The 20,442-nt window shown below is 66.7% G+C and carries 17 protein-coding genes; 12 read left to right on the forward strand and 5 right to left on the reverse strand.

The window, feature by feature from the left end; all coding sequences use genetic code 11:
- Nucleotides 1-205 precede the first annotated feature (205 nt).
- From queA to fabV, 6 genes are all read left to right on the forward strand, one after another.
- Nucleotides 206-1,270, forward strand: coding sequence for a tRNA preQ1(34) S-adenosylmethionine ribosyltransferase-isomerase QueA (gene queA / locus CXG43_RS09465; protein ID WP_101099741.1), 1,065 nt, complete (start codon nucleotides 206-208; stop codon nucleotides 1,268-1,270).
- 447 nt (nucleotides 1,271-1,717) lie between these two features.
- The gene (gene tgt, locus CXG43_RS09470; RefSeq protein WP_101099742.1) at nucleotides 1,718-2,848 is read left to right on the forward strand and encodes a tRNA guanosine(34) transglycosylase Tgt; all 1,131 of its coding nucleotides are present in this window, start codon (nucleotides 1,718-1,720) and stop codon (nucleotides 2,846-2,848) included.
- A 131-nt stretch (nucleotides 2,849-2,979) separates the two neighbouring features.
- The gene (gene yajC / locus CXG43_RS09475) at nucleotides 2,980-3,324 is read left to right on the forward strand and encodes a preprotein translocase subunit YajC (RefSeq protein ID WP_101099743.1); all 345 of its coding nucleotides are present in this window, start codon (nucleotides 2,980-2,982) and stop codon (nucleotides 3,322-3,324) included.
- Between the two features lie 62 nt (nucleotides 3,325-3,386).
- A complete protein-coding gene (gene secD / locus CXG43_RS09480; protein WP_182655621.1) occupies nucleotides 3,387-5,240 on the forward strand; it encodes a protein translocase subunit SecD in 1,854 nt (617 codons plus the stop codon).
- A gap of 19 nt (nucleotides 5,241-5,259) precedes the next feature.
- Entirely contained in the window at nucleotides 5,260-6,234 is a 975-nt protein-coding gene (gene secF / locus CXG43_RS09485) for a protein translocase subunit SecF (RefSeq protein ID WP_101099745.1), read from the forward strand.
- 325 nt (nucleotides 6,235-6,559) lie between these two features.
- The gene (gene fabV / locus CXG43_RS09490; RefSeq protein ID WP_101099746.1) at nucleotides 6,560-7,819 is read left to right on the forward strand and encodes an enoyl-ACP reductase FabV; all 1,260 of its coding nucleotides are present in this window, start codon (nucleotides 6,560-6,562) and stop codon (nucleotides 7,817-7,819) included.
- A gap of 95 nt (nucleotides 7,820-7,914) precedes the next feature.
- Here the strand turns inward: fabV and CXG43_RS09495 are convergent, their stop codons facing one another.
- From CXG43_RS09495 to CXG43_RS09505, 3 genes are all read right to left on the reverse strand, one after another.
- Entirely contained in the window at nucleotides 7,915-9,984 is a 2,070-nt protein-coding gene (locus CXG43_RS09495) for an EAL domain-containing protein (RefSeq protein ID WP_101099747.1), read from the reverse strand.
- 64 nt (nucleotides 9,985-10,048) lie between these two features.
- Entirely contained in the window at nucleotides 10,049-11,233 is a 1,185-nt protein-coding gene (locus CXG43_RS09500) for an NAD(P)/FAD-dependent oxidoreductase (protein WP_101099761.1), read from the reverse strand.
- Between the two features lie 5 nt (nucleotides 11,234-11,238).
- Nucleotides 11,239-11,787 (reverse strand): YaeQ family protein, encoded by a 549-nt coding sequence (locus CXG43_RS09505; RefSeq protein ID WP_042615066.1) that lies wholly within the window; start codon nucleotides 11,785-11,787, stop codon nucleotides 11,239-11,241.
- Between the two features lie 42 nt (nucleotides 11,788-11,829).
- Here CXG43_RS09505 and CXG43_RS09510 point away from each other — a divergent pair, with 42 nt between their 5' ends.
- The 5 genes from CXG43_RS09510 (at nucleotide 11,830) to CXG43_RS09530 (ending at nucleotide 16,315) form a co-directional block, all read left to right on the forward strand.
- On the forward strand, nucleotides 11,830-12,732 hold the full coding sequence (locus CXG43_RS09510; protein WP_101099748.1) for a pseudouridine synthase: 903 nt from the start codon (nucleotides 11,830-11,832) through the stop codon (nucleotides 12,730-12,732).
- A gap of 284 nt (nucleotides 12,733-13,016) precedes the next feature.
- Nucleotides 13,017-13,226, forward strand: a complete 210-nt coding sequence (locus CXG43_RS09515; protein ID WP_042615064.1) for a cold-shock protein — start codon at nucleotides 13,017-13,019, stop codon at nucleotides 13,224-13,226.
- 171 nt (nucleotides 13,227-13,397) lie between these two features.
- The gene (locus CXG43_RS09520) at nucleotides 13,398-14,087 is read left to right on the forward strand and encodes a glutathione S-transferase (protein WP_101099749.1); all 690 of its coding nucleotides are present in this window, start codon (nucleotides 13,398-13,400) and stop codon (nucleotides 14,085-14,087) included.
- Nucleotides 14,088-14,129: 42 nt separating this feature from the next.
- Nucleotides 14,130-15,698, forward strand: coding sequence for a YdiU family protein (locus tag CXG43_RS09525; protein ID WP_101099750.1), 1,569 nt, complete (start codon nucleotides 14,130-14,132; stop codon nucleotides 15,696-15,698).
- An 80-nt stretch (nucleotides 15,699-15,778) separates the two neighbouring features.
- Nucleotides 15,779-16,315 carry an adenine phosphoribosyltransferase gene (locus tag CXG43_RS09530; RefSeq protein WP_101099751.1) on the forward strand — a complete coding sequence of 179 codons (537 nt, stop codon included), beginning with the start codon at nucleotides 15,779-15,781 and terminating at the stop codon, nucleotides 16,313-16,315.
- Nucleotides 16,316-16,395: 80 nt separating this feature from the next.
- Here CXG43_RS09530 and dbpA read toward each other — a convergent pair whose 3' ends face one another.
- Nucleotides 16,396-17,772: an ATP-dependent RNA helicase DbpA gene (gene dbpA / locus CXG43_RS09535; protein WP_042614920.1), complete on the reverse strand. Its 1,377-nt coding sequence runs from the start codon at nucleotides 17,770-17,772 to the stop codon at nucleotides 16,396-16,398.
- A gap of 37 nt (nucleotides 17,773-17,809) precedes the next feature.
- On the opposite strand from dbpA, the gene CXG43_RS09540 reads away from it, so the two are divergent.
- Nucleotides 17,810-19,699, forward strand: coding sequence for an ATP-binding cassette domain-containing protein (locus tag CXG43_RS09540; RefSeq protein ID WP_101099752.1), 1,890 nt, complete (start codon nucleotides 17,810-17,812; stop codon nucleotides 19,697-19,699).
- Between the two features lie 274 nt (nucleotides 19,700-19,973).
- Here the strand turns inward: CXG43_RS09540 and CXG43_RS09545 are convergent, their stop codons facing one another.
- The gene (locus tag CXG43_RS09545; protein WP_101099753.1) at nucleotides 19,974-20,438 is read right to left on the reverse strand and encodes a cytochrome c; all 465 of its coding nucleotides are present in this window, start codon (nucleotides 20,436-20,438) and stop codon (nucleotides 19,974-19,976) included.
- Nucleotides 20,439-20,442: the final 4 nt, after the last annotated feature.

Genomic DNA, 20,442 nt, shown 5'->3' on the forward strand with positions numbered 1-20,442 from the left:
TCCTGAAACGATAGGTCGCACGGCCCCGTAAAAGCACAACGCGCGGCAAGCGCGCGCGTCGGGTCATGGCTCGTGCATTCGGACTTCCGTTTCGATGCTAGCACGCGGTTTTTTGCGCGATAACCCCGTCCGTTCGCTGCTGCATGGCAGCATTTTCGCCGGCGTTTGCCGCCAGCTACGTTGTCCATCGGTGGCCGGTCGTACAATGCGCGCCATTGCCGACCTGTTGCTGCGTGTTCCCTTGAAGAAGTCCGATTTCCATTACGACCTTCCCGCTGAACTGATTGCCCAGGCGCCGCTGCCGGAGCGCTCGGCCAGCCGCCTGCTGCTGGTGCCGCCGGCGCCAGGCGCACTGCAGGATGCGCATGTGCGCGACCTGTCCGCGCTGCTGCGCGAAGGTGATCTGCTGGTGTTCAACGATACCCGGGTGATCCCCGCGCGGCTGTTCGGCCAGAAAGCGACCGGCGGCCGGGTGGAGATCCTGATCGAACGCCTGCTGGGCGCGCAGCAGGCAAGGGCGCAGGTGGGGGCCAGCAAGACCCCCAAGCCGGGCAGCAGGATCGCCCTGGACGCCGGTGGCGAAGTAGAAGTGCTGGGTCGCGATGGCGAGTTCTACGTGCTGCAGTTCCATGTGCCCGAAGCGCTGGAGCAGTGGTTGCTGCATGCCGGGCGGCTGCCGTTGCCGCCGTATATCCAGCGCGAGCCCGGGCTGGACGATCGCGAGCGCTACCAGACCGTGTTTGCCCGCGAGATCGGTGCGGTGGCCGCGCCGACCGCCGGCCTGCATTTCGATGATGCGCTGCTGGCCGCGCTGCAGGCCAAGGGCGTGGGCTTTGGCCATGTCACCCTGCATGTGGGCGCAGGCACCTTCCAGCCGGTCCGCGCGGACGATCTGAAAGACCATGTGATGCACCGCGAATGGCTGAACGTCGGCGCCGAGCTGGTGCAGCAGGTGCGGCGCACGCGCGAGGCCGGTGGCCGGGTGATCGGGGTGGGGACCACGGTGGTGCGGGCGCTGGAAAGCGCGATGCGCGATGGCGAGCTGCTGCCGTTCGCCGGGGAGACCCAGATCTTCATCACCCCCGGCTACCGGATCCGCAGCGTGGATGCGATGGTGACCAATTTCCATCTGCCGGAGAGCACGCTGTTGATGATGATTTCCGCGTTCGCGGGCAAGGAGCGGGTGTTCGAAGCGTACCGGCATGCGATCGAGCAGCGCTACCGCTTCTTCAGCTACGGCGATGCGATGTTGTTGTTCCCGCAGGGCTGAGCGGTTTTCTGCTCGTCTGCGCGACTCCCTGATCCGGGCCGAGCCAGCGGATGGGGGCAGGCAGGACACGCCGTGAACCCATCCATGGGGGCTGCTTTCCGCCCATCCGGGGCTCCAAGCGTCCTGCCTGCCCCCATCCGCTGGCTCCTGACACGTTCATGCGCGCGGCCGGCAAGGAGCGCCCGTGCGGTGGGTGGGGGATGAAAAGCGGCCGGCCTGCGGCCGGCCACCGCGGCGGGCGCGGAATGCGGAAGGCGTGGGTGGGGCAGGTTGCATGGGACCCTGTGAGGCAGGAGCCGAACGGGAGCCCCCATGGACGGGTTCACGGCGTGTCCCGTGCAGCCTGCCCCGCCCGCGCCCCTCGCAGACATCCAGGGCGCCACGCCTTTCGCGGTAAACCGAAAAGTGCGAGACAATACAAAGCTATCTGTCCCGAACAACCGCACCATGTCCCGACTGCAGTTCCAGCTCCAGACCACTGATGGCCGTGCCCGCCGTGGCCGCCTGACCTTCCCGCGCGGAACCGTGGAAACCCCCGCGTTCATGCCGGTTGGTACCTATGGCTCGGTCAAGGGCATCTTCCCCGACCAGGTGCGCGCCCTGGGCGCGGAAATCATCCTGGGCAATACCTTCCACCTGTACCTGCGCCCGGGCCTGGATGTCATCGCCGACCACGGCGGCCTGCACGGCTTCGCGCGCTGGGATGGCCCGATCCTGACCGACTCCGGCGGATTCCAGGTGTTCTCGCTGGCACATCGCCGCAAGATCACCGAACAGGGCGTGACCTTCGCCTCGCCCACCGACGGCGCCCGGGTTTTCCTCGGCCCGGAGGAAAGCATGAAGATCCAGAAGGTGCTGGATTCGGACGTGGTGATGATCTTCGACGAATGCACGCCGTACCCGGCCACCGAAGACGTCGCGCGCCGCTCGATGGAGCTCAGCCTGCGCTGGGCCCAGCGTTCGCGCGAGGCCCACGATGGCCTGGGCAACGATGCCGCGCTGTTCGGCATCGTCCAAGGCGGAGTGCATACCGACCTGCGCAGCCGCTCTGCCGAGGCCCTGCAGCAGATCGGTTTCGATGGCTACGCCATCGGCGGGCTGGCCGTGGGCGAACCCGAGCATGAACGCAACGCCATGCTGGACCACCTGGATCCGGTGCTGCCGGCAGACCGCCCGCGCTACCTGATGGGCGTGGGCCGGCCGGAAGACCTGGTGGAAGGCGTGGCCCGCGGCGTGGACATGTTCGACTGCGTGATGCCCACGCGCAACGCGCGCAACGGCCACTATTTCACCTCTTTCGGCACCGTCCGCATCCGCAACGCCCGCTACGAGCGCGACATGGACCCGATCGAACCGGGCTGCGGCTGCTTCGCCTGCAGCGGCGGTTATACCCGCTCCTACCTGCGCCACCTGGACCGCTGCAATGAAATGCTGGCGCCGATGCTGGGTACCCTCCACAACCTGTTCTATTACGAGAAGCTGATGGCCGACATGCGCGCCGCCATCGCCGCGGGAACCTTCGAGGCCTTCCGTGGGTCTTTCTACGCAGCCCGGGGGGCTGCCGTCCCGCCGCTTTGAGCGGCCGCCCCCTGCCGAAGTGCCCAAGGACGAATCCCTGGGCCCGTGGCATACTTCACGGCTGACACCGATCTGCGGTCGCGCCCGGCCACTCGTGGCACCGGAGCGCCGCCCAACCAAAGGACTCCACGATGAACCTGCTTGCTTTCCTGATTCCCGCCGCCCACGCCCAGGCTGCCGGCGGCCAACCGCAGGGCTTCACCATGACCACCCTGCTGTTCCCGGTCATCCTGATCGCCATCATGTACTTCCTGATGATCCGCCCGCAGATGAAGCGGCAGAAGGAACACAAGGCCATGCTGGAGAAGATCAAGCGCGGCGACGAAGTGCTGACCAACGGTGGCATCGCCGGCGTGGTCACCGACATCGGCGACAACTTCGTCACCTTGGAAGTGGCTGACCACGTGCGCATCCGCGTGCAGAAGGGCGCTGTCGGCAACGTGCTGCCGGCCGGTACCCTGAAGTCGGCTGTCTGATCCACTCCCTTTTCTGAAGCACAACCGCGGCGCCGGGGATGGCGCCGCGCGGGAACCTCGCAATGCTCGAATTTCCACGCTGGAAGTACTTCGTCATCCTGATCGTCCTTGCGATCAGTACGTTGTATGCGCTGCCCAACATCTACCAGAAGGATCCGGCCATCCAGATCACCGCCAACCGCGGCGGCCTGGTGGATTCAGCGCTGCGTGACCGCGTGCTGGCCGACCTCAAGCAGGCCGGTGTCACCCCGATGGCGGCCGAGGTGGAAGGCGACAGCCTGATCGTCCGCCTGTCCGACATCCAGGCGCAGACCGCCGCCAACGACGTGCTCAAGCAGAGCGTCGGCGAGGATTACGTGGTGGCGCTGAACCTGGCCTCCACCGTGCCGGACTGGCTGTCGAACCTGGGCGCGCGGCCGATGACGCTGGGCCTGGATCTGCAGGGCGGCGTGCATTTCGTGCTGCAGGTGGACCAGAAGGCCGCGCTGGACAAGCGCCTGGACAGCTACACCGAAGACGTGCGTACCACCCTGCGGGATGCGCGTATTCCGTACCAGTCGGTCGAGCGCCGCGCGGACAACACCATCGTCGCCAACCTGAGCCCGAGCGCAGGCGAGGGCGCTGGACTGCGTGCCCGTGATGCGCTGTTCAAGTCGCAGCCGACGCTGGGCTTTGAAGTCACCGGCAACCGGGTGATCGTCAGCCTGCCCGACGCCGAACTGGCCGCCATCGCCAACGGTGCCATCGAGCAGAACGTCAATACGCTGCGCAACCGCGTCAACCAGCTCGGCGTGGCCGAGCCGATCATCCAGCGCCAGGGTGCCGACCGCGTTGTCGTGCAGCTGCCTGGCGTGCAGGACACCGCCGAAGCCAAGCGCATGATCGGTGCCACCGCCACCCTGGAATACCGCGCGGTCATCGAAGGCAACGCGCAGGACGCCGTCGCCACCGGCCGCATTCCGCCCGAAGCCAAGGTCTACCAGCTGCGCGACAACCGCGGCCCGGTGTTGCTGGCCAAGCGCGTGATCGTCACCGGTGACCAGATGGTCGCAGCCCAGGCCACTACCGACCAGAACGGTTCGGCGGCGGTCAGCGTGACGCTGAACAATGTCGGCGGACAGCGCATGTTCGACTTCACCAGCGCCAACGTGAACAAGCCGATGGCGGTGGTCTACACCGAGCGCATCCCCAGCGTTGAAACCGTGGATGGCAAGGAAGTGCGCAGCTTCCGGGTCAAGGAAGAGGTCATTTCGGTGGCCAACATCAACGGCGTGTTCGGCAAGAACTTCCAGACCACCGGCCTGGAGAAGCGTGAGTCCGAAGACCTGGCCAAGCTGCTCAAATCCGGCTCGCTCGCCGCGCCGATGGACTTCGTGGAAGAAAAGATCGTCGGCCCCAGCCTGGGTGCGGAGAACGTGGAGCGCGGTGTCACCGCGGTGGGGTTCGCCTTCCTGTTCACACTGGTGTTCTTCACCGTCTACTACCGCATGTTCGGTGTCATCACCTCGGTGGCGATGCTGTTCAACCTGCTGATCGTGGTCGCGGTGATGTCGCTGTTCGGTGCCACCATGACCCTGCCGGGCTTTGCCGGCCTGGCGTTGTCGATCGGCCTGTCGGTGGATGCGAACGTGCTGATCAACGAGCGTATCCGCGAAGAGCTGCGTGCGGGCATGCCCGCCAAGGCCGCCATCGTGGCCGGTTACGAAAAAGCATCGGGCACCATCCTCGACGCGAACCTGACCGGCATGCTGGCCGGCGTGGCGCTGTATGCGTTCGGTACCGGTCCGTTGAAGGGTTTCGCCGTGACCATGATCGTCGGCATCCTCGCCTCGATGTTCACCGCCATCACCGTTTCCCGCGCCCTTGCGGTGCTGTTGTACGGCAGCCGCAAGAAGCTCAAGACCCTGGCCATCTGACGGGAAAAGGATCGATACCATGAAATTGTTTCCGCTCCACCTGATCCCGAACGACACCAAGTTCGACTTCATGCGCACCCGATGGATCGCCATCGGCATCGCCGCGCTGGTGTTCATCGCCGCGCTGGGCAGCATCATCGGCAAGGGCTTCAACTACGCATTGGATTTCACCGGCGGGACCGTGGTGGAAGTGCGCTTTGACCGCCCGGCCGATGTAGACGCGGTGCGCGGGCACCTGGAGACCGCCGGATATGGTGGCGCCCAGGTGCAGAGCTTCGGCAGCGGCAGCGACCTGCTGATCCGCCTGCAGCCACAGGCCCAGGCCGAAGGCGAGAGCGTCGGCGATGCCAACAACCGCACGGCCGAGGCGGTGCGCTCGGCGGTATCGCTGGAAGGCAATGCAGCGACCGTGCTGTCTTCGGAGTTTGTCGGTCCGCAGGTCGGCAAGGAGCTGGCCCTGAACGGCCTGTACGCCGCGCTGTTCGTGCTGGTCGGCTTCCTGATCTACATCGGTTTCCGCTTCGAGTGGAAGTTCGCGGTAGTGGCCATCATCACCACCCTGTTCGACGTGCTGGTGGTGGCCGGCTACTTCTCCTTCAGCGGCCGCGAGTTCGACCTGACCGTGCTGGCCGGCCTGCTGTCGGTGATGGGCTTCTCCATCAACGACACCATCGTGGTGTTCGACCGAGTCCGCGAGAACTTCCGCAGCCTGCGCGTCGAGCCACTGGAAGTGATGAACCGTTCGATCAACCAGACCCTGTCGCGCACCATCATCACCTCGCTGGTGTTCTTCCTGTCGGTGCTGGCGCTGTACATCTACGGTGGCGGTTCGCTGGAAGGGCTGGCCCTGAGCCAGATGATCGGCGCGGTGATCGGCACCCTGTCCTCGATCTTCATCGCTTGCCCACTGCTGACCATGGGCGTGCTGGCGGTGACCAAGCAGGACCTGCTGCCCAAGGCCAAGGACGAAGAAGCCCTGGCCCGCCGCCCATAAAAAAGGCAGCCGGAAAGACCGAAAAAGCCGCACGAAAGTGCGGCTTTTTCTTTGCTTTTTTCCTCCCCGCACACGCCACGCGGCACGAGGAATCTGTCAGGAGAGGGAGCTGCCGGGGCGGGGTGGGACGCTGAGCCGCATGGATGCGGCGACGCCGCCTACAAGGACGTACTTGCGGCGTGTCCCATCCCGGCCCGGCGGCTCCCTCGGAACCATGCGCTGCATACGCCCCCGTCGGTTGTGCATATTCCCCCCGCACACTACGATTCCAGCGTTTCGTGCACGCGCGCCAGCGCGACCGCACCTGTCCCACACCGAGGTATCCATGGTCATCAAACCGCGCGTCCGCGGCTTCATCTGCGTCACCACCCATCCCACCGGCTGCGATGCGGCGGTCAAGCAGCAGATCGACTACATCAGCGCCCGGCCGAAGATCGTCAACGGTCCCAAGCGCGTGCTGGTGATCGGCGCCTCCACCGGCTACGGCCTGGCTGCGCGCATCACCGCCGCTTTCGGCAGCGACGCCGCCACCCTGGGCGTGTTCTTCGAAAAGCCCGGCAGCGAGACCAAGCCCGGCAGCGCCGGCTGGTACAACTCGGCCGCGTTCCACAAGTACGCCGGCCAGGCCGGACTGTATGCCAAGAGCGTGAACGGCGATGCGTTCTCCGATGAAGTGAAGGACCAGGTCATCGCGCTGATCAAGGCCGACCTCGGCCAGGTCGACCAGGTGGTCTACAGCCTGGCGTCACCGCGCCGCAAGCATCCGAAGACCGGCGAAGTGATCAACTCCACGCTCAAGCCGATCGGCGCGCCGATCACCCTGCGCGGCCTGGACACCGACAAGGTCAAGCTGACCGAAACCCACCTGGAGCCGGCCACCGACGAAGAGATCGCCGGCACCGTGGCGGTGATGGGTGGGGAAGACTGGCAGATGTGGATCGACGCGCTGGCTGCAGCCGGCGTGCTGGCCGACGGCTGCACCACCACCGCCTTCACCTACGTCGGTGAAGAGATCACCCAGGCGATCTACTGGAACGGCAGCATCGGTGCGGCCAAGAAGGACCTGGACCAGAAGGTGCTGGGCCTGCGCGAAAAGCTGGCCGCGATCGGCGGCGATGCCCGCGTGTCGGTACTGAAGGCAGTGGTCACCCAGGCCAGTTCTGCGATCCCGACCATGCCGCTGTACCTGTCGCTGCTGTTCAAGGTGATGAAGGAAAAGGGCACCCACGAGGGCTGCATCGAGCAGCTCGACGTGCTGTACGACATCCTCTACGGCGGCAAGGCCGAGGGCAAGGCGGCGGAGCGCTTGCGCCATGACCTGACCGATGCCGAGGGCCGCCACGTGGAGCTGATCGACGATGCCGGCCGCCTGCGCGCGGACTACAAGGAAATGGCGCCGGGCGTGCAGGCCGAAGTGCTTGCATTGTGGCCGCAGGTGACCGATGAGAACCTGTATGAGATCAGCGATCTGGAAGGCTACAAGGCCGATTTCCTGCGCCTGTTCGGCTTCGGCGTGGAGGGCGTGGACTATGACGCCGACGTGGATCCGGACGTGAAGATCGACAACCTGGTCGACATGACCTGAAGTCGGGCAGGTGACGACTTTTGGTCGTCACCCACCTGAAGCCAACGGTCGTCACCCAGCTGAAGCCACCGGTCACCCACCCGGGGCCGGATGCCTCAGCCGAAATCGAAGTCCATCCGCGGCGTAGCCTCGCCGACGAACTCACCCTGCACGTAATCCACCCCTGCGCTGAACAGCAGGGTCATCGAGTTGGCATCGGTGACGAACTCGGCGACGGTGGCGATGTTGGCTGCCTGTGCGCGTTCGGTGATTTCCTTGATCTTGTCGAAGTTCTCGCGCGTGCTCGCCGCGTCGCGGGTGAAGCCGCGATCCAGCTTCAGGAACTGCGGCTGGAAATGCGCCAGCAGCTGGAACGAATCCAGCCCCGAACCAAACTGCTCCAGCCCGATCCGGCAGCCCAGCGGGGCGACCGCCTGCAGGAACTGCTGGGCGTTGCGCAGGTGGGTGAAGACCTTGGATTCCGGGGCATGCAGCCACAGCCGGTCACCGGGCACGCCATGCGCCTGCAGTTCCTGCTTCAGCGTGCTGATCAGCAACGGATCGGCGAAGGATTCCGGGGTGATCTTCACCAGCATGTGGGTGGCATGGCCGGCACGCTGGCGTTCGCCAAGGATGGCGATGGCGCGTCGCACCACCCAGCGGTTGATGTCGGCCAGCAGGCCGTGTTCCTCGGCGATGGCAAGGAAGGCGACCGGGCTCATCAGCTCGCCGTTGTGGTCCAGCCGCAGGTAGGCCTCGTACAGTTCGCGTGATTCCCCCTGCAGGTTCAGCACCGGCTGGTAATGCAGCTGGAAGCCATCGCCTTCCACGGCTTCGCGGATGCGCGCGACCCAGCGTGCGATCCGCTCTTCCTCCACCCGGTCGGTGGCGGCCGGGTCGAAGATGCGCACGCTGTTGCCCAGCTCGGCCGCGGCCTGCAGGCACGTTGTGGCGCGCGCCAGCACTTGGCCGATGCTGGCGATCTTCTCGCCGACCTGTACGCCGCCGATGCTGACGGTGACGGTGGCCGAGCGCTCACCGATGCTGAACACATGCGCGGCGTAGGCGCTGCGGATGCGTTCGGCCAAGGCTGCGGTATCGGCAAAGGCACCGTCGAGCAGCACCGCGAAGCTGTGCTCGCCGAAGCGGGCCAGCTGCGCCTGGCTGCCGACCGTATCGTTGAGCAACGCGGCCATGGAGGCGATCAGCGCATCGGCTGAATCCAGCCCGATGTCCGGCAGCAGGCGGGCGTAATGGTCCGGCTCGACCAGCAGCAGGCCGGAACGGCCTTCGCCGCGGCTGGCCTGGGCCACAGCGTTTTCCACCTGCACCATGAAGGTGGGACGGTTGAGCAGGCCGGTGACCTGGTCGCGCTGGCGCAGCTCCTCTACTTCGCGGGCCAGCTCCGGGTCCAGTTCCAGCCGGCGGCGGAACACCACCTGCAGGCACGATTCGCCTTCGTAGCTCGCACTGGTGAACTCCATGGTCGCTGCGAACGCATTGCCATCCTGGTGGCGGGCATCGATCTGGTACTGCGGCGGCGGCGCCTCGCCCTTGCTCAGGCCCTTCAGCAGCTGCTTGAAGCCTTCCACGTGCTGGGCGGCCACCATGTCCAGCAGCGAAATGCCTTCCACGTCGTCGAAGCTTTCAAACCCGAACATCTCCAGGTAGGCATCGTTGGCGCGGATGTGCATGCCCTCGTGGATATAGGCGATGGGGTCGCGCGAAGAAGCGATCAGCGCGTCACAGCGGCGTTCGGTCTCGCGCATCTGCGCCTCGATCCGGCGCAGGCCGCGACGTGCCTGCAGGTCGATCCACTGGTCGCGCACCACCGCCAGCAGGTGTTCCGGCCGCGGCCGCAGCGCGAGTGCGCGCAGGCCGTGCGCGCTGGCTTCGACCAGCGCGTCCTCTTCGATGTGGTCCACCAGCAGGATCAGCGGCACGTCCTTGCCGCTGGCGGCTATCTGCAGGGAGACCTGCGGCAGGCTGATCGACTGCTGCGGCGCGGCCAGCACCAGGTCGATCGGCTGCGTCGCCAGCACCTGCCCCAGTTCGCCCACGTCCTGCGGCCGCGAAGGCCGCACCGCGATGCCACTGTTGCGCAGCGCGCTGACGATCGCTTCAGCGTTCTCGCCGCTGTCATCCACGATCACCAGGCGCAGCGTGATGTCATTCGAGTTCTGCATTCAAAGGCTCCCCAAGCTGCCCATTAGATACACGATGCGCGCCCGCAGGTCCATGCGCAGGCCCCTACGCCACGCTGCCGGCGGCATGGCCGCTGGCCCACGCCCATTGGAAGTTGTAGCCGCCCAGCCAACCGCTGACGTCGAGTACCTCGCCGATGAAATACAGGCCGGCCACCTTGCGCGATTCGAAGCTGGAGGAGGACACCTGCGCGGTGTCCACCCCGCCCAGGGTGACTTCGGCGGTGCGGTAGCCCTCGGTGCCACTGGCCACCAGCGGGAAGCCGGCGAGCAGGGCGGCGGCCTGGCGCAGCTGTGGCTCATCGATCTGCTTGACCGGACGGTCCGGCAGCCAGTGCTCGCACAGGCGCTGCGCCAGGCGCTTGGGCAGCACCTCGGCCAGCACGGTGCGCAGGGCCGCGTCCGGGCGCTCGCGTTTCATCGCGCGCAGCCACTGCTCGGCGTCCTGGCCCGGCAGCAGGTCCAGTTCCAGCGCATCACCAGGTTGCCAGAAAGAAGAAATCTGCAGGATCGCCGGGCCGCTGATGCCGCGGTGGGTGATCAGCAGCGAGTTGCGGAAGGCCATGCCGTTGCTGCGCGCTTCCACCGGCAGCGCCACGCCGGACAGGTCCGCCAGGCGCTGCTGGTGGGTGCCGCTGAGGGTCAGCGGCACCAGTCCGGCGCGCGTCGGCAGTACGTCGTGGCCAAACTGCCTGGCGATCTCATAGCCGAAGCCGGTGGCGCCCAGGCTGGGGATGGACAGCCCGCCGGTGGCCACCACCAGCGAGGCGGCGAAGAACGTCCCGTGGGTGGTCTGCACGTGGAAGCCGTCGCTGCCGCGTTCGATCCGCTGCACCGCGCAGTCGGTGCGGACCTGCACGCCGGCCTCCACGCATTCATCCACCAGCATCTTGACGATCTGCTTGGACGACACGTCGCAGAACAGCTGGCCGAGTTCCTTCTCGTGGTAGGCGATGCGGTGCCGCTCGACCATCTCGATGAAATCCGCAGGCGTGTAGCGGGCCAAGGCGGATTTGCAGAAATGCGGGTTGGCCGACACGAAGTTGGCCGCGGTGGTGCCGGTATTGGTGAAGTTGCAGCGGCCGCCGCCGGACATCAGGATCTTCTTGCCGACCTTGTTGGCATGGTCGATCACCTGCACCACGCGGCCGCGCTGTCCGGCGGTGAGCGCACACATCAGCCCGGCCGCGCCCGCGCCGATCACCAGCACATCGCACCGCGTTGCCGCCACGCCACTCACTCCTTGGCGCGCTTGCGCCAGACCGGGATGACATCCAGCTGCATCTGGTCGTTGATCAGTTGTACTTCGGCATCCTGGATCAGCACGCTCCAGCGCATGGCACGCTGGATCTGCTGGCTCCACTGCTCCACGAAGGCGCCGGGCAGGTCGAGCACGGACAGGTTGCTGAAGCGCTCCAGCGCCTTGCCCTGTTTCTGCCACCACACATCCGAGGCATGCCCGGCGTAGGTCACCACCTGCACCTGGCGGCTGCGGTTGCAGGCCTTGCGCACGCGCGATTCGTCCGGGTGGCCCAGGTCGATCCAGCGCAGGATGTCACCGGTGTAGTCCTGTTCCCAAAGATCCGGTTCGTCATCGGTGCTCAGCCCGCGGCCGAACTCCAGCCGGTCCTCGGCATTGAGCGCGAAAGCCAGCAGACGCACCATCAAGCGCTCGTCGGTCTCCGACGGGTGCTGGGCGAGGGTGAGGTTGTGGGTCGCGTAATAGCCGCGATCCATGTCGCTGATCTGCAACTCGGCCTTGCGGATGGTGGCGGTGAGGGCCATGAGGCTTCCGTGGACAAAGAGCACCATGATAATGGGTGCGCCATGACCCCGTCCGATCCGATCCTTCCCGTCGTTGCCGCCAGTCGTCTCCAACTGCCCCCGGGCAACTGGAAGAGCCTGCTGGACGGGCTGTGCGCCCGCTTTGCGCGGATCAGCCGCGCCCAGTGGCAGGATCGTTTCGCGCGCGGGCGGGTGCAGGATGCGCAGGGCAGGGCACTGCTCCCGGGCCAACCGTGGCAGGTGGGGCTGGAAATCCGCTACTTCCGTGAAGTCGAAGATGAACCGGTCATCCCCTTCGCCGAGCGCATCGTGCACCACGACGCCCACCTGCTGGTGGCGGACAAGCCGCATTTCCTGCCGGTTGTGCCGGCCGGCGGCCACGTCCAGCAGACCCTGTTGGCGCGGTTGATGGCCGCCACCGGCAATACCGACCTGGTGCCGCTGCACCGGCTGGACCGCCTGACCGCCGGGCTGGTGCTGTTCTCCACCCGCCCTGAAAGCCGGGATGCCTACCAGCGGCTGTTCCGGGAGCGGCGGATCGCCAAGGTCTACGAGGCGCTGGCTCCTGCGCTGCCCGGGCGGTGCTTCCCGCTGCAGCGCCGCAGCCGGCTGCAGAAGGGCGAGCCGTTCCATTGCATGCGCGAAGAGGAGGGCGAGCCCAACAGCGAGACCCTCATCGACGTGCTTGACCGCACGGGGCCGGCCTGGCGCTATCGGCTGCAGCCGGTGACCGGGCGCAAGCACCAGCTGCGCGTGCACATGGCGGCCCTGGGGGCGCCGATCCTTGGCGATGACCTGTATCCGGCCTACGCGCCTCAGCCGCCGGGTGACTATTGCCGTCCCCTGCAACTGCTGGCCTGCGGTCTGTCGTTCAGCGATCCCATCGACGGGGAACCGCGCCGCTTCACCAGCAGCTTTACGCTGCGTGGACCGGGCATGGAGTAGGCGGAAAGCTGAATTGGGAGCTTCGCCGGACCCCGATCCGGCCTCGCGCCTTGGCACAGCTGCGCCGGGGTGGTAGACCATGAACGCACTGCCTATCGCTTTTTGGAGCAAACACGCGTATCGTCCGTCTCACTGTGTTTGCTAGGGTCACCGTAAATCGTGGCCTGGTGCAGTTGATCTCACGATCTGCTCCATCGATCCGCTTTGCCAACGCCTGCAACTCAGTCTCGGCCCCGATATCCGGTGGCTGCGATTTATTTCACATTGTTTCAGGAGTTTCAAAGATGTCTGATCGTCAGAGCGGTACCGTCAAGTGGTTCAACGATGCCAAGGGCTTCGGCTTCATCACCCCGGAAAGCGGCCCGGACCTGTTCGTGCACTTCCGTGCCATCCAGGGCAACGGCTTCAAGTCGCTGCAGGAAGGCCAGAAGGTGACCTTCGTCGCCGTGCAGGGCCAGAAGGGCATGCAGGCTGACCAGGTGCAGGCGGTCTGATCCGCTTGCTGCCGTAAGGTAGCCAAAGACGCCGGAAGCGAAAGCTTCCGGCGTTTTTTTTTGCCCGCGTTGCGGTCGCGTTGATCGCGGTGGGTGACGACCGTTGGTCGTCACGCTTTCCCCAATCCCCCCTCTCTACCCTGTACCTACCTGACTACACGGATCGCCCGCATGCTCACCGTCCACCACCTCGACAACTCCCGCTCGCTGCGCGTGCTGTGGATGCTGGAAGAACTCGGGCTGGCCTACGAGCTGAAGCAGTACGCGCGCGATCCGAAGACCATGCTGGCGCCGCCTGAACTGCGGCAGGTGCACGGGCTGGGCAAGGCCCCGGTGCTGCAGGACGGCACGCGGGTGCTGGCCGAATCCGGTGCCATCCTGGATTACCTGGCCGACAGCTACGACAGTGAGCGTGTGTTGTCGCCTGCGCCGCTGCCGGCCGGTTCGGACGAGCGCATGGCCTACCGTTACTGGCTGCATTACGCCGAAGGCTCGGCCATGCCGCCGATGCTGCTGACCCTGGTGATGTCGAGGATCCGCAACGCGCCGATGCCGTTCTTCGCAAAACCCATCGCGCGCGCGATCGCCGACAAGGCCGAGAAAGGCTTCGTCGGGCCGCAGCGCCGCCTGCACCTGGACTGGATGGAACAGCGCCTGGTGGAAACCCCGTGGTTTGCCGGCAAGCGCTTCACCGCCGCCGATATCCAGATGAGCTTCCCGATCCAGGCCGCCGCCAGCCGCGGCGACGGGCTGGCCGACAAGCCGGCACTGCGCGGCTTCCTGCAGCGTATAGAACAGCGCCCGGGCTACCAGCGCGCGGTGGCCCGCGGTGGCAGCCTGCAGGCGCTCAGCGGGCGCTGAGTGCGTCTTGCCGCTGCGTCCGGCCGCCCCCATGTCGGGGGCATGGATACTGCTGACACCCTTCGTTTCGACAACCGCCTGATCCTGCGCCTGCCCGGCGATCCGGACCCGTCCAACCAACGCCGCGAAGTGCGCGGTGCGGCCTGGTCGGCGGTCATGCCGACCCCTGTCGCGGCGCCTTCCACCCTGGCGGTATGGCCTGAAGTGGCCAACCTGCTGGGACTGCCGGCCGCGTTTGTCGGCAGCACTGACTTCGCCGAGGTGTTCGCCGGCAACGCGCTGCTGGAAGGCATGCAGCCCTGGGCCGCCAACTATGGCGGACATCAGTTCGGCCGCTGGGCCGGCCAACTGGGCGATGGACGGGCGATCTCGCTGGGCGAACTGGTCACTGCCGACGGTCGCCACTGGGAGCTGCAGCTGAAGGGCGCCGGACCGACGCCCTATTCGCGTGGCGCCGATGGGCGTGCGGTGCTGCGTTCGTCGATCCGTGAATTCCTGTGCAGCGAGGCGATGCACCATCTGGGCGTGCCGACCACGCGCGCGCTGTCGCTGGTCGGCAGCGGCGAGGGCGTGCTGCGCGACATGTTCTACGACGGTCATCCTGAGATCGAACCCGGTGCCATCGTGTGCCGCGTGGCGCCGTCGTTCCTGCGCTTCGGCAGCTTCGAGCTGCCCGCGTCACGCGGCGAGCAGGCGCTGCTGCAACAGATGGCGGAAACCTGCATCGCGCGGGACTTCCCCGAGCTGCAGGGCAGTGGCGAATCGCTGCTGGGCGACTGGTTCGCCCAGATCGCCGTGCGCAGTGCGGAAATGGTGGCGCACTGGATGCGCGTGGGCTTCGTCCACGGCGTGATGAACACCGACAACATGTCCGTGCTCGGTCTCACCATCGACTACGGCCCGTACGGCTGGATGGAAGATTACGATCCGGAGTGGACGCCCAACACCACCGACGCGCAGGGACGCCGTTACCGCTTCGGCACCCAGCCACAGGTGGTGTTCTGGAACCTCACCCGGCTGGCGCAGGCGCTGGCACCGCTGTTCGCCGACGTGCAGCCGCTGCAGACCGGACTGGAGGCCTTCCAGACCACGCTGGCCGCCTGCACCCGCCGCGACGTGGCTGCCAAGCTGGGCCTGTCGGCAGCCGATGAGGCCGACCTGCAGCTGCACCAACGCTGGCAGCAGCTGATGCAGGACGGGGCGATGGACATGACCTTGGCCTACCGCGCGCTGATCCGGCTGGACGTGGCTGCGCCGGATGCGGGGGTGCTCGATGGCGTGTTCTATGACCCCGCACGCCAGGCGGCCGTGCGCGAGCCGCTGCTGCAATGGCTGCGTGACTACGCTGCGCGCCTGCATGCCGATCCTCTCGAGGCATCCGGACGCATTGCGCGGATGACGCGCGCCAACCCGCTGTACGTGCTGCGCAACTGGCTGGCCCAGGAGGCAATCGAACGCGCCAGCCAAGGCGACATGGGGGGCGTGCAGGCGCTGCAGGAGGTGTTGCGTGATCCGTATACCGAACGTGCCGGGCTGGAGCACTACGCCGGCAAGCGTCCGGCGTGGGCCGATCACAAGGCAGGTTGTTCGATGCTGTCCTGCAGTTCCTGAGCCGCCGGCCATCGGGTCCACCGACAGCAGCCTGCCGACCGGCCTGTTACCCTATGCCGCCCTACAACGCTGGCCTTGCAATGACCGACGCACACGTCGAACCGCAGTGGGCATCGCGCCTGCGCGACATCGCTGATTTCCCCAAGCCGGGCATCCTGTTCAAGGACATCATGCCGCTGCTCGCCGATGGCGATGATTTCCGTGCGGCGATCCAGGCCATGAGCGCGCGCTGGCGAGACCTGCGGCTGGATGCCGTGGTCGGCATCGAGTCGCGTGGCTTCATCCTGGGCGCGGCGATGGCGCTGGAGCTCGGTGTGGGCTTCGTACCGGTGCGCAAGCCGGGCAAGCTGCCGGGCAAGGTGCTGCGCGAGGAATACACGCTGGAATACCGCAGCGACTGCATCGAAGTGCATGCCGACGCCTTGCCGGCCGGTGCCCGCGTGGCGATCATCGATGACGTGCTGGCGACCGGCGGCACGCTGGTGGCGGCGCTGTCGCTGGTGCGTCGACTGGGCGTGGACGTGGTCGGCGCCGGCGTGCTGGTGGAACTGGTCGGACTGGGCGGCCGTGGCCGCTGGGAAGCCGGCCTGCCGTTGCATACCGAACTGGTTTATTGAGGTCCACGGCCGCCGAGCATGGCTCGGCGCTACCGCCGCGGCTCCGGTAGTGACGACCGCTGGTCGTCACCGCTGCCGGCTTACATCACGCGGGTACGGAACCTGCGGCCCTTGATCTTGCCTTCTTCCAGCTTGGCCACGGCCCGGTTGGCGTGCTCGCGGGCGATGGCCACGTACGAACGCGTGGGGTAGATCGCGATCTTGCCGATGTGCTTGCCGGCCAGGCCGGCATCGCCGGTCAGCGCGCCCAAGATGTCACCGGGACGCAGCTTGTCGGTCTTGCCGCCATCGATGCGCAGGGTGCGCATGGCGGCCTGCGGAAGTTCGGCCGGGCGCGAGGTCGCCAGCGGCGTCTTCTGCCAGTCCAGCGGCTTGCCACGCTGCGCCTCCAGCGCCTCGGCGCGGGACTTCTCACGGCCGGCCACCAGGCTGATCGCCATGCCACTGGCGCCGGCACGACCGGTACGGCCAACGCGGTGCTGATAGGTTTCGATATCGGTCGGCAGTTCGTAGTTGATCACCATCGCCAGGTCTTCCACGTCCAGCCCGCGCGCGGCCACGTCGCTGGCCACCAGCACGTTGCAGCTGCGGTTGGCAAAGCGCACCAGCACTTCTTCGCGGTCGCGCTGTTCCATGTCGCCGTGCAGGGCGAGCGAGGAGAAGCCGAACTGCTGCAGCGAATTGGCGACTTCGTCCACATCCTTGCGGGTGTTGCAGAACACCACCGCCGATTCCGGCGTGTACTTCAGCAGCAACCCGGCCAGCGCCTTCTGCCGGTGCGCCGGCTCCACTTCGCAGAACAGGTGGCGGATGGAGGGAGCATCGTCGGCGCCGTCCACGGTCACTTCCACCGGATCGCGCAGCACGTCGCGGCCGATCGCGCGGATCGCATCGGGGAAGGTGGCCGAGAACAGCAGCGTCTGGCGGTCCTTGTGGGTGCGCCCGGCGATTTCGCGGATAGGCTCTTCAAAGCCCATGTCCAGCATGCGGTCGCCTTCGTCCAGCACCAGCGTGCGCACCGCGCCGAGGTTCAGCGCGCGCTTGCGCGCCAGTTCCTGCACGCGGCCGGGGGTGCCGACCACCACGTGCGGGTGGTGGGCTTCCAGCGAGGCCAGCTGCGGCGCCAGCGGCGAACCGCCGGTCAGTACCAGCAGCTTCATGTTCGGGATGCCGGTGGCCAGCTTGCGGATCTGCTTGCCGACCTGGTCGGCCAGCTCGCGGGTGGGGCACAGCACCAGCGCCTGCACCCGCTGGGTGGCCGGATCCAGTGCCTGCAGCAGGCCCAGCCCGAAGGCGGCGGTCTTGCCGCTGCCGGTGGGGGCCTGGGCGATCACATCGCGGCGGTCGAGGATGGCCGGCAGGCTGCGCGCCTGGATGGCGGTGAGGGTCGTGTAGCCGAGCGCTTCCAGGCCAGGCTGAAGGGCCGGGCTCAGCGGCAGGGTCGAGAATTCATTCATGGCGCATTGTACGGGGTTAACCCCTTACAATACCCGCATGCCTCTGATTACCTTGCAGAACGTCGACTTCAGCGTCGGCGGCCCGTTGTTGCTGGAAAAAGCCGAACTGTCGATCGAGCCGGGCGAGCGTATCGCCCTGATCGGCCGCAACGGCGCCGGCAAATCCACTTTGCTCAAGCTGCTGTCCGGCGACCACAAGCCCGATGATGGCGAAGTCCGCGTGCAGCAGGGCGTCCGCGTGACCCGGCTGGAACAGGAGGTGCCGCACGGCGCCGCCGGCAGCGTGTTCGACGTGGTCGCCGAAGGCCTGGGCGAACTGGGCCAGTGGCTGGCCGAGTTCCACCACCTGAGCGTCGCCGAAGAGTTCGACGGCGATGCGCTGGGCGCGGTGCAGGCCAAGATCGATGCCGCCAACGGCTGGGGCCTGGACCAGCGCGTCAGCGAAACCCTGACCAAGCTGGACCTGGATGGCGATGCCGAATTCGCACGCCTGTCCGGCGGCATGAAGCGGCGCGTGCTGCTGGGCCGCGCGCTGGTGTCCAGCCCGGACCTGTTGCTGCTGGACGAACCGACCAACCACCTGGACATCGAAGCCATCGATTGGCTGGAAATGTTCCTGAAGAACTGGAACGGCAGCGTGGTGTTCGTCACCCATGACCGTCGCTTCCTGCGCGCGCTGGCCACCCGCATCGTGGAAATCGATCGTGGCCAGGTCACCAGCTGGCCGGGCGACTGGGCCAACTACGAGCGCCGCCGCGAAGAACGGCTCAACGCACAGGCCCAGGAAAACGCCCGTTTCGACAAGATGCTGGCGCAGGAAGAAGTGTGGATCCGCCAGGGCATCAAGGCCCGCAGGACCCGCGATGAAGGCCGCGTGCGCCGCCTTGAAGCGATGCGCAACGAGCGCTCGTCGCGCCGCGAAATCAGCGGCAACGTCAGGATGGAAGCGGCCCAGGCTGCCAATTCCGGCAAGAAGGTCATCGACATCAAGGACGTGTCGTTCTCCTTCGGCGAGCGCTGCATGGTGCGCGATTTCTCCGCCACCATCCTGCGTGGCGACCGCATCGGCCTGATCGGTCCCAACGGCAGCGGCAAGACCACGCTGCTGAAGCTGCTGCTGGGCGATCTGGCACCGGACCGCGGTGAAGTGCGCGCCGGTACCAACCTGGAAATCGCCTATTTCGACCAGTACCGGTCGGTGCTGCGCGAAGACTGGACCGCCATCGAGAACGTGGCCGAAGGCCGCGATTTCATCGAATTCAACGGCAAGCGCAAGCACGTGCACGCCTATCTGCAGGACTTCCTGTTCACCCCCGAACGTGCGCGCGCGCCGATCACCCGCCTGTCCGGCGGTGAGCGCAACCGCCTGTTGCTGGCCAAGCTGTTCGCGCAGCCGTCCAACCTGCTGGTGATGGACGAACCGACCAACGACCTGGACGTGGAAACGCTGGAGCTACTGGAAGAGCTGCTCGGTGATTACACCGGCACGTTGCTGCTGGTCAGCCATGACCGTGACTTCCTCGACAACGTGGTGACCTCCACGCTGGTGATGGAAGGCGAAGGCGTGGTCGGCGACTACGTGGGCGGCTACAGCGACTGGCAGCGCCATGCGGCCTTCGTGGCCGCGCAGCAGGCCAACGCGCCGGTGGTGGCGAGCCGCCCGGCCGCTGCTGCCGCACCGGTGGCCGCCGCCGAACCGACGCCGGCCAAGCGCAAGCTCAGTTACAAGGACGCGCGCGAGCTGGAACAGCTGCCGCTTAAGATTGAAGCGCTGGAAAAGGACGTCGAAGGGCTGACTGCTGCGATGAACGATCCGGCGTTCTACCAGCGCAGCGCGCCGGACATGGCCGCGCACAATCAGAAGCTGGCCAAGGTGCAGGCCGAGCTGGATGCCGCCTACGCGCGCTGGCAGGAACTGGACGCCTGAACCGGCGCCACGCGCGCGCAGGGTAGTGACGGCCGCTGGCCGTCAGTGCTTTGCCTGGGGGGGGTGACGAGCGTTGGCCGTCAACGGCCCTGCCGCTGCGCTCGCCGACCATGGGTCGGCGCTACCCGGGTCGCTCCGTTGCCTGGGGGGGGTGACGACCGTTGGCCGTCAACGGCCCTGCGGCTGCGCTCGCCGACCATGGGTCGGCGCTACCCGGGTCGCTCCGTTGTCTGGGTGGGTGACGGCCGCTGGCCGTCACGCGTTTTCAGCGGGCTTATTTGACCCCGTGCAGGTCACGCAGCTGGGTCGGGCGTGAAGCGAAATAGGCGGCCAGGTCGGCGATCTCCTGATCGCTGATGCCGGTCGCCTGCGGGGTCATCAACGCGTGCTGGCGATCGCCGGAGCGATACGCCTGCAGCGCGTGCGCCAGGTAATCACTGTATTGCCCTCCCAGCTTGGGGTAGGTGGGGTCGATCGGCGCGTTGCCATCGGCACCGTGGCAGTCGATGCAGCTCTGCCCGGTGGCCTTGCCCTTGACCTGCGCACGCGCCTCACCGGCGGCGGGGCGACCGGCCGGCAATCCGGCAGACGATGAAGGAGCGGGAAGATCGCCACTGGCCTGGCCCGGCTGGTCGGGCGACTGCGTGCTGCTGTCTTCGTGCGACGGCGAGCAGGCGGCCATCAGGACGGCGACGGACAAGGCGATGGCATGACGCGTGAACTGCGCGGCTTTCGACATGTAG

The sequence above is a fragment of the Stenotrophomonas sp. Bg11-02 genome, from assembly GCF_002836635.1.
Taxonomy (GTDB): Bacteria; Pseudomonadota; Gammaproteobacteria; order Xanthomonadales; family Xanthomonadaceae; genus Stenotrophomonas; species Stenotrophomonas lacuserhaii.

Excerpts from the sequence above, each read along its gene's own strand:
- dbpA (WP_042614920.1), bottom strand. The coding sequence starts at position 17,772 with ATGAATGAATTCTCGACCCTGCCGCTGAGCCCGGCCCTTCAGCCTGGC.
- CXG43_RS09530 (WP_101099751.1), top strand. The coding sequence starts at position 15,779 with ATGACCGACGCACACGTCGAACCGCAGTGGGCATCGCGCCTGCGCGAC.
- CXG43_RS09510 (WP_101099748.1), top strand. The coding sequence starts at position 11,830 with ATGACCCCGTCCGATCCGATCCTTCCCGTCGTTGCCGCCAGTCGTCTC.
- CXG43_RS09495 (WP_101099747.1), bottom strand. The coding sequence starts at position 9,984 with ATGCAGAACTCGAATGACATCACGCTGCGCCTGGTGATCGTGGATGAC.
- secF (WP_101099745.1), top strand. The coding sequence starts at position 5,260 with ATGAAATTGTTTCCGCTCCACCTGATCCCGAACGACACCAAGTTCGAC.
- tgt (WP_101099742.1), top strand. The coding sequence starts at position 1,718 with ATGTCCCGACTGCAGTTCCAGCTCCAGACCACTGATGGCCGTGCCCGC.
- queA (WP_101099741.1), top strand. The coding sequence starts at position 206 with ATGCGCGCCATTGCCGACCTGTTGCTGCGTGTTCCCTTGAAGAAGTCC.
- yajC (WP_101099743.1), top strand. The coding sequence starts at position 2,980 with ATGAACCTGCTTGCTTTCCTGATTCCCGCCGCCCACGCCCAGGCTGCC.
- secD (WP_182655621.1), top strand. The coding sequence starts at position 3,387 with ATGCTCGAATTTCCACGCTGGAAGTACTTCGTCATCCTGATCGTCCTT.
- fabV (WP_101099746.1), top strand. The coding sequence starts at position 6,560 with ATGGTCATCAAACCGCGCGTCCGCGGCTTCATCTGCGTCACCACCCAT.
- CXG43_RS09540 (WP_101099752.1), top strand. The coding sequence starts at position 17,810 with ATGCCTCTGATTACCTTGCAGAACGTCGACTTCAGCGTCGGCGGCCCG.
- CXG43_RS09525 (WP_101099750.1), top strand. The coding sequence starts at position 14,130 with ATGGATACTGCTGACACCCTTCGTTTCGACAACCGCCTGATCCTGCGC.
- CXG43_RS09515 (WP_042615064.1), top strand. The coding sequence starts at position 13,017 with ATGTCTGATCGTCAGAGCGGTACCGTCAAGTGGTTCAACGATGCCAAG.
- CXG43_RS09545 (WP_101099753.1), bottom strand. The coding sequence starts at position 20,438 with ATGTCGAAAGCCGCGCAGTTCACGCGTCATGCCATCGCCTTGTCCGTC.
- CXG43_RS09520 (WP_101099749.1), top strand. The coding sequence starts at position 13,398 with ATGCTCACCGTCCACCACCTCGACAACTCCCGCTCGCTGCGCGTGCTG.
- CXG43_RS09505 (WP_042615066.1), bottom strand. The coding sequence starts at position 11,787 with ATGGCCCTCACCGCCACCATCCGCAAGGCCGAGTTGCAGATCAGCGAC.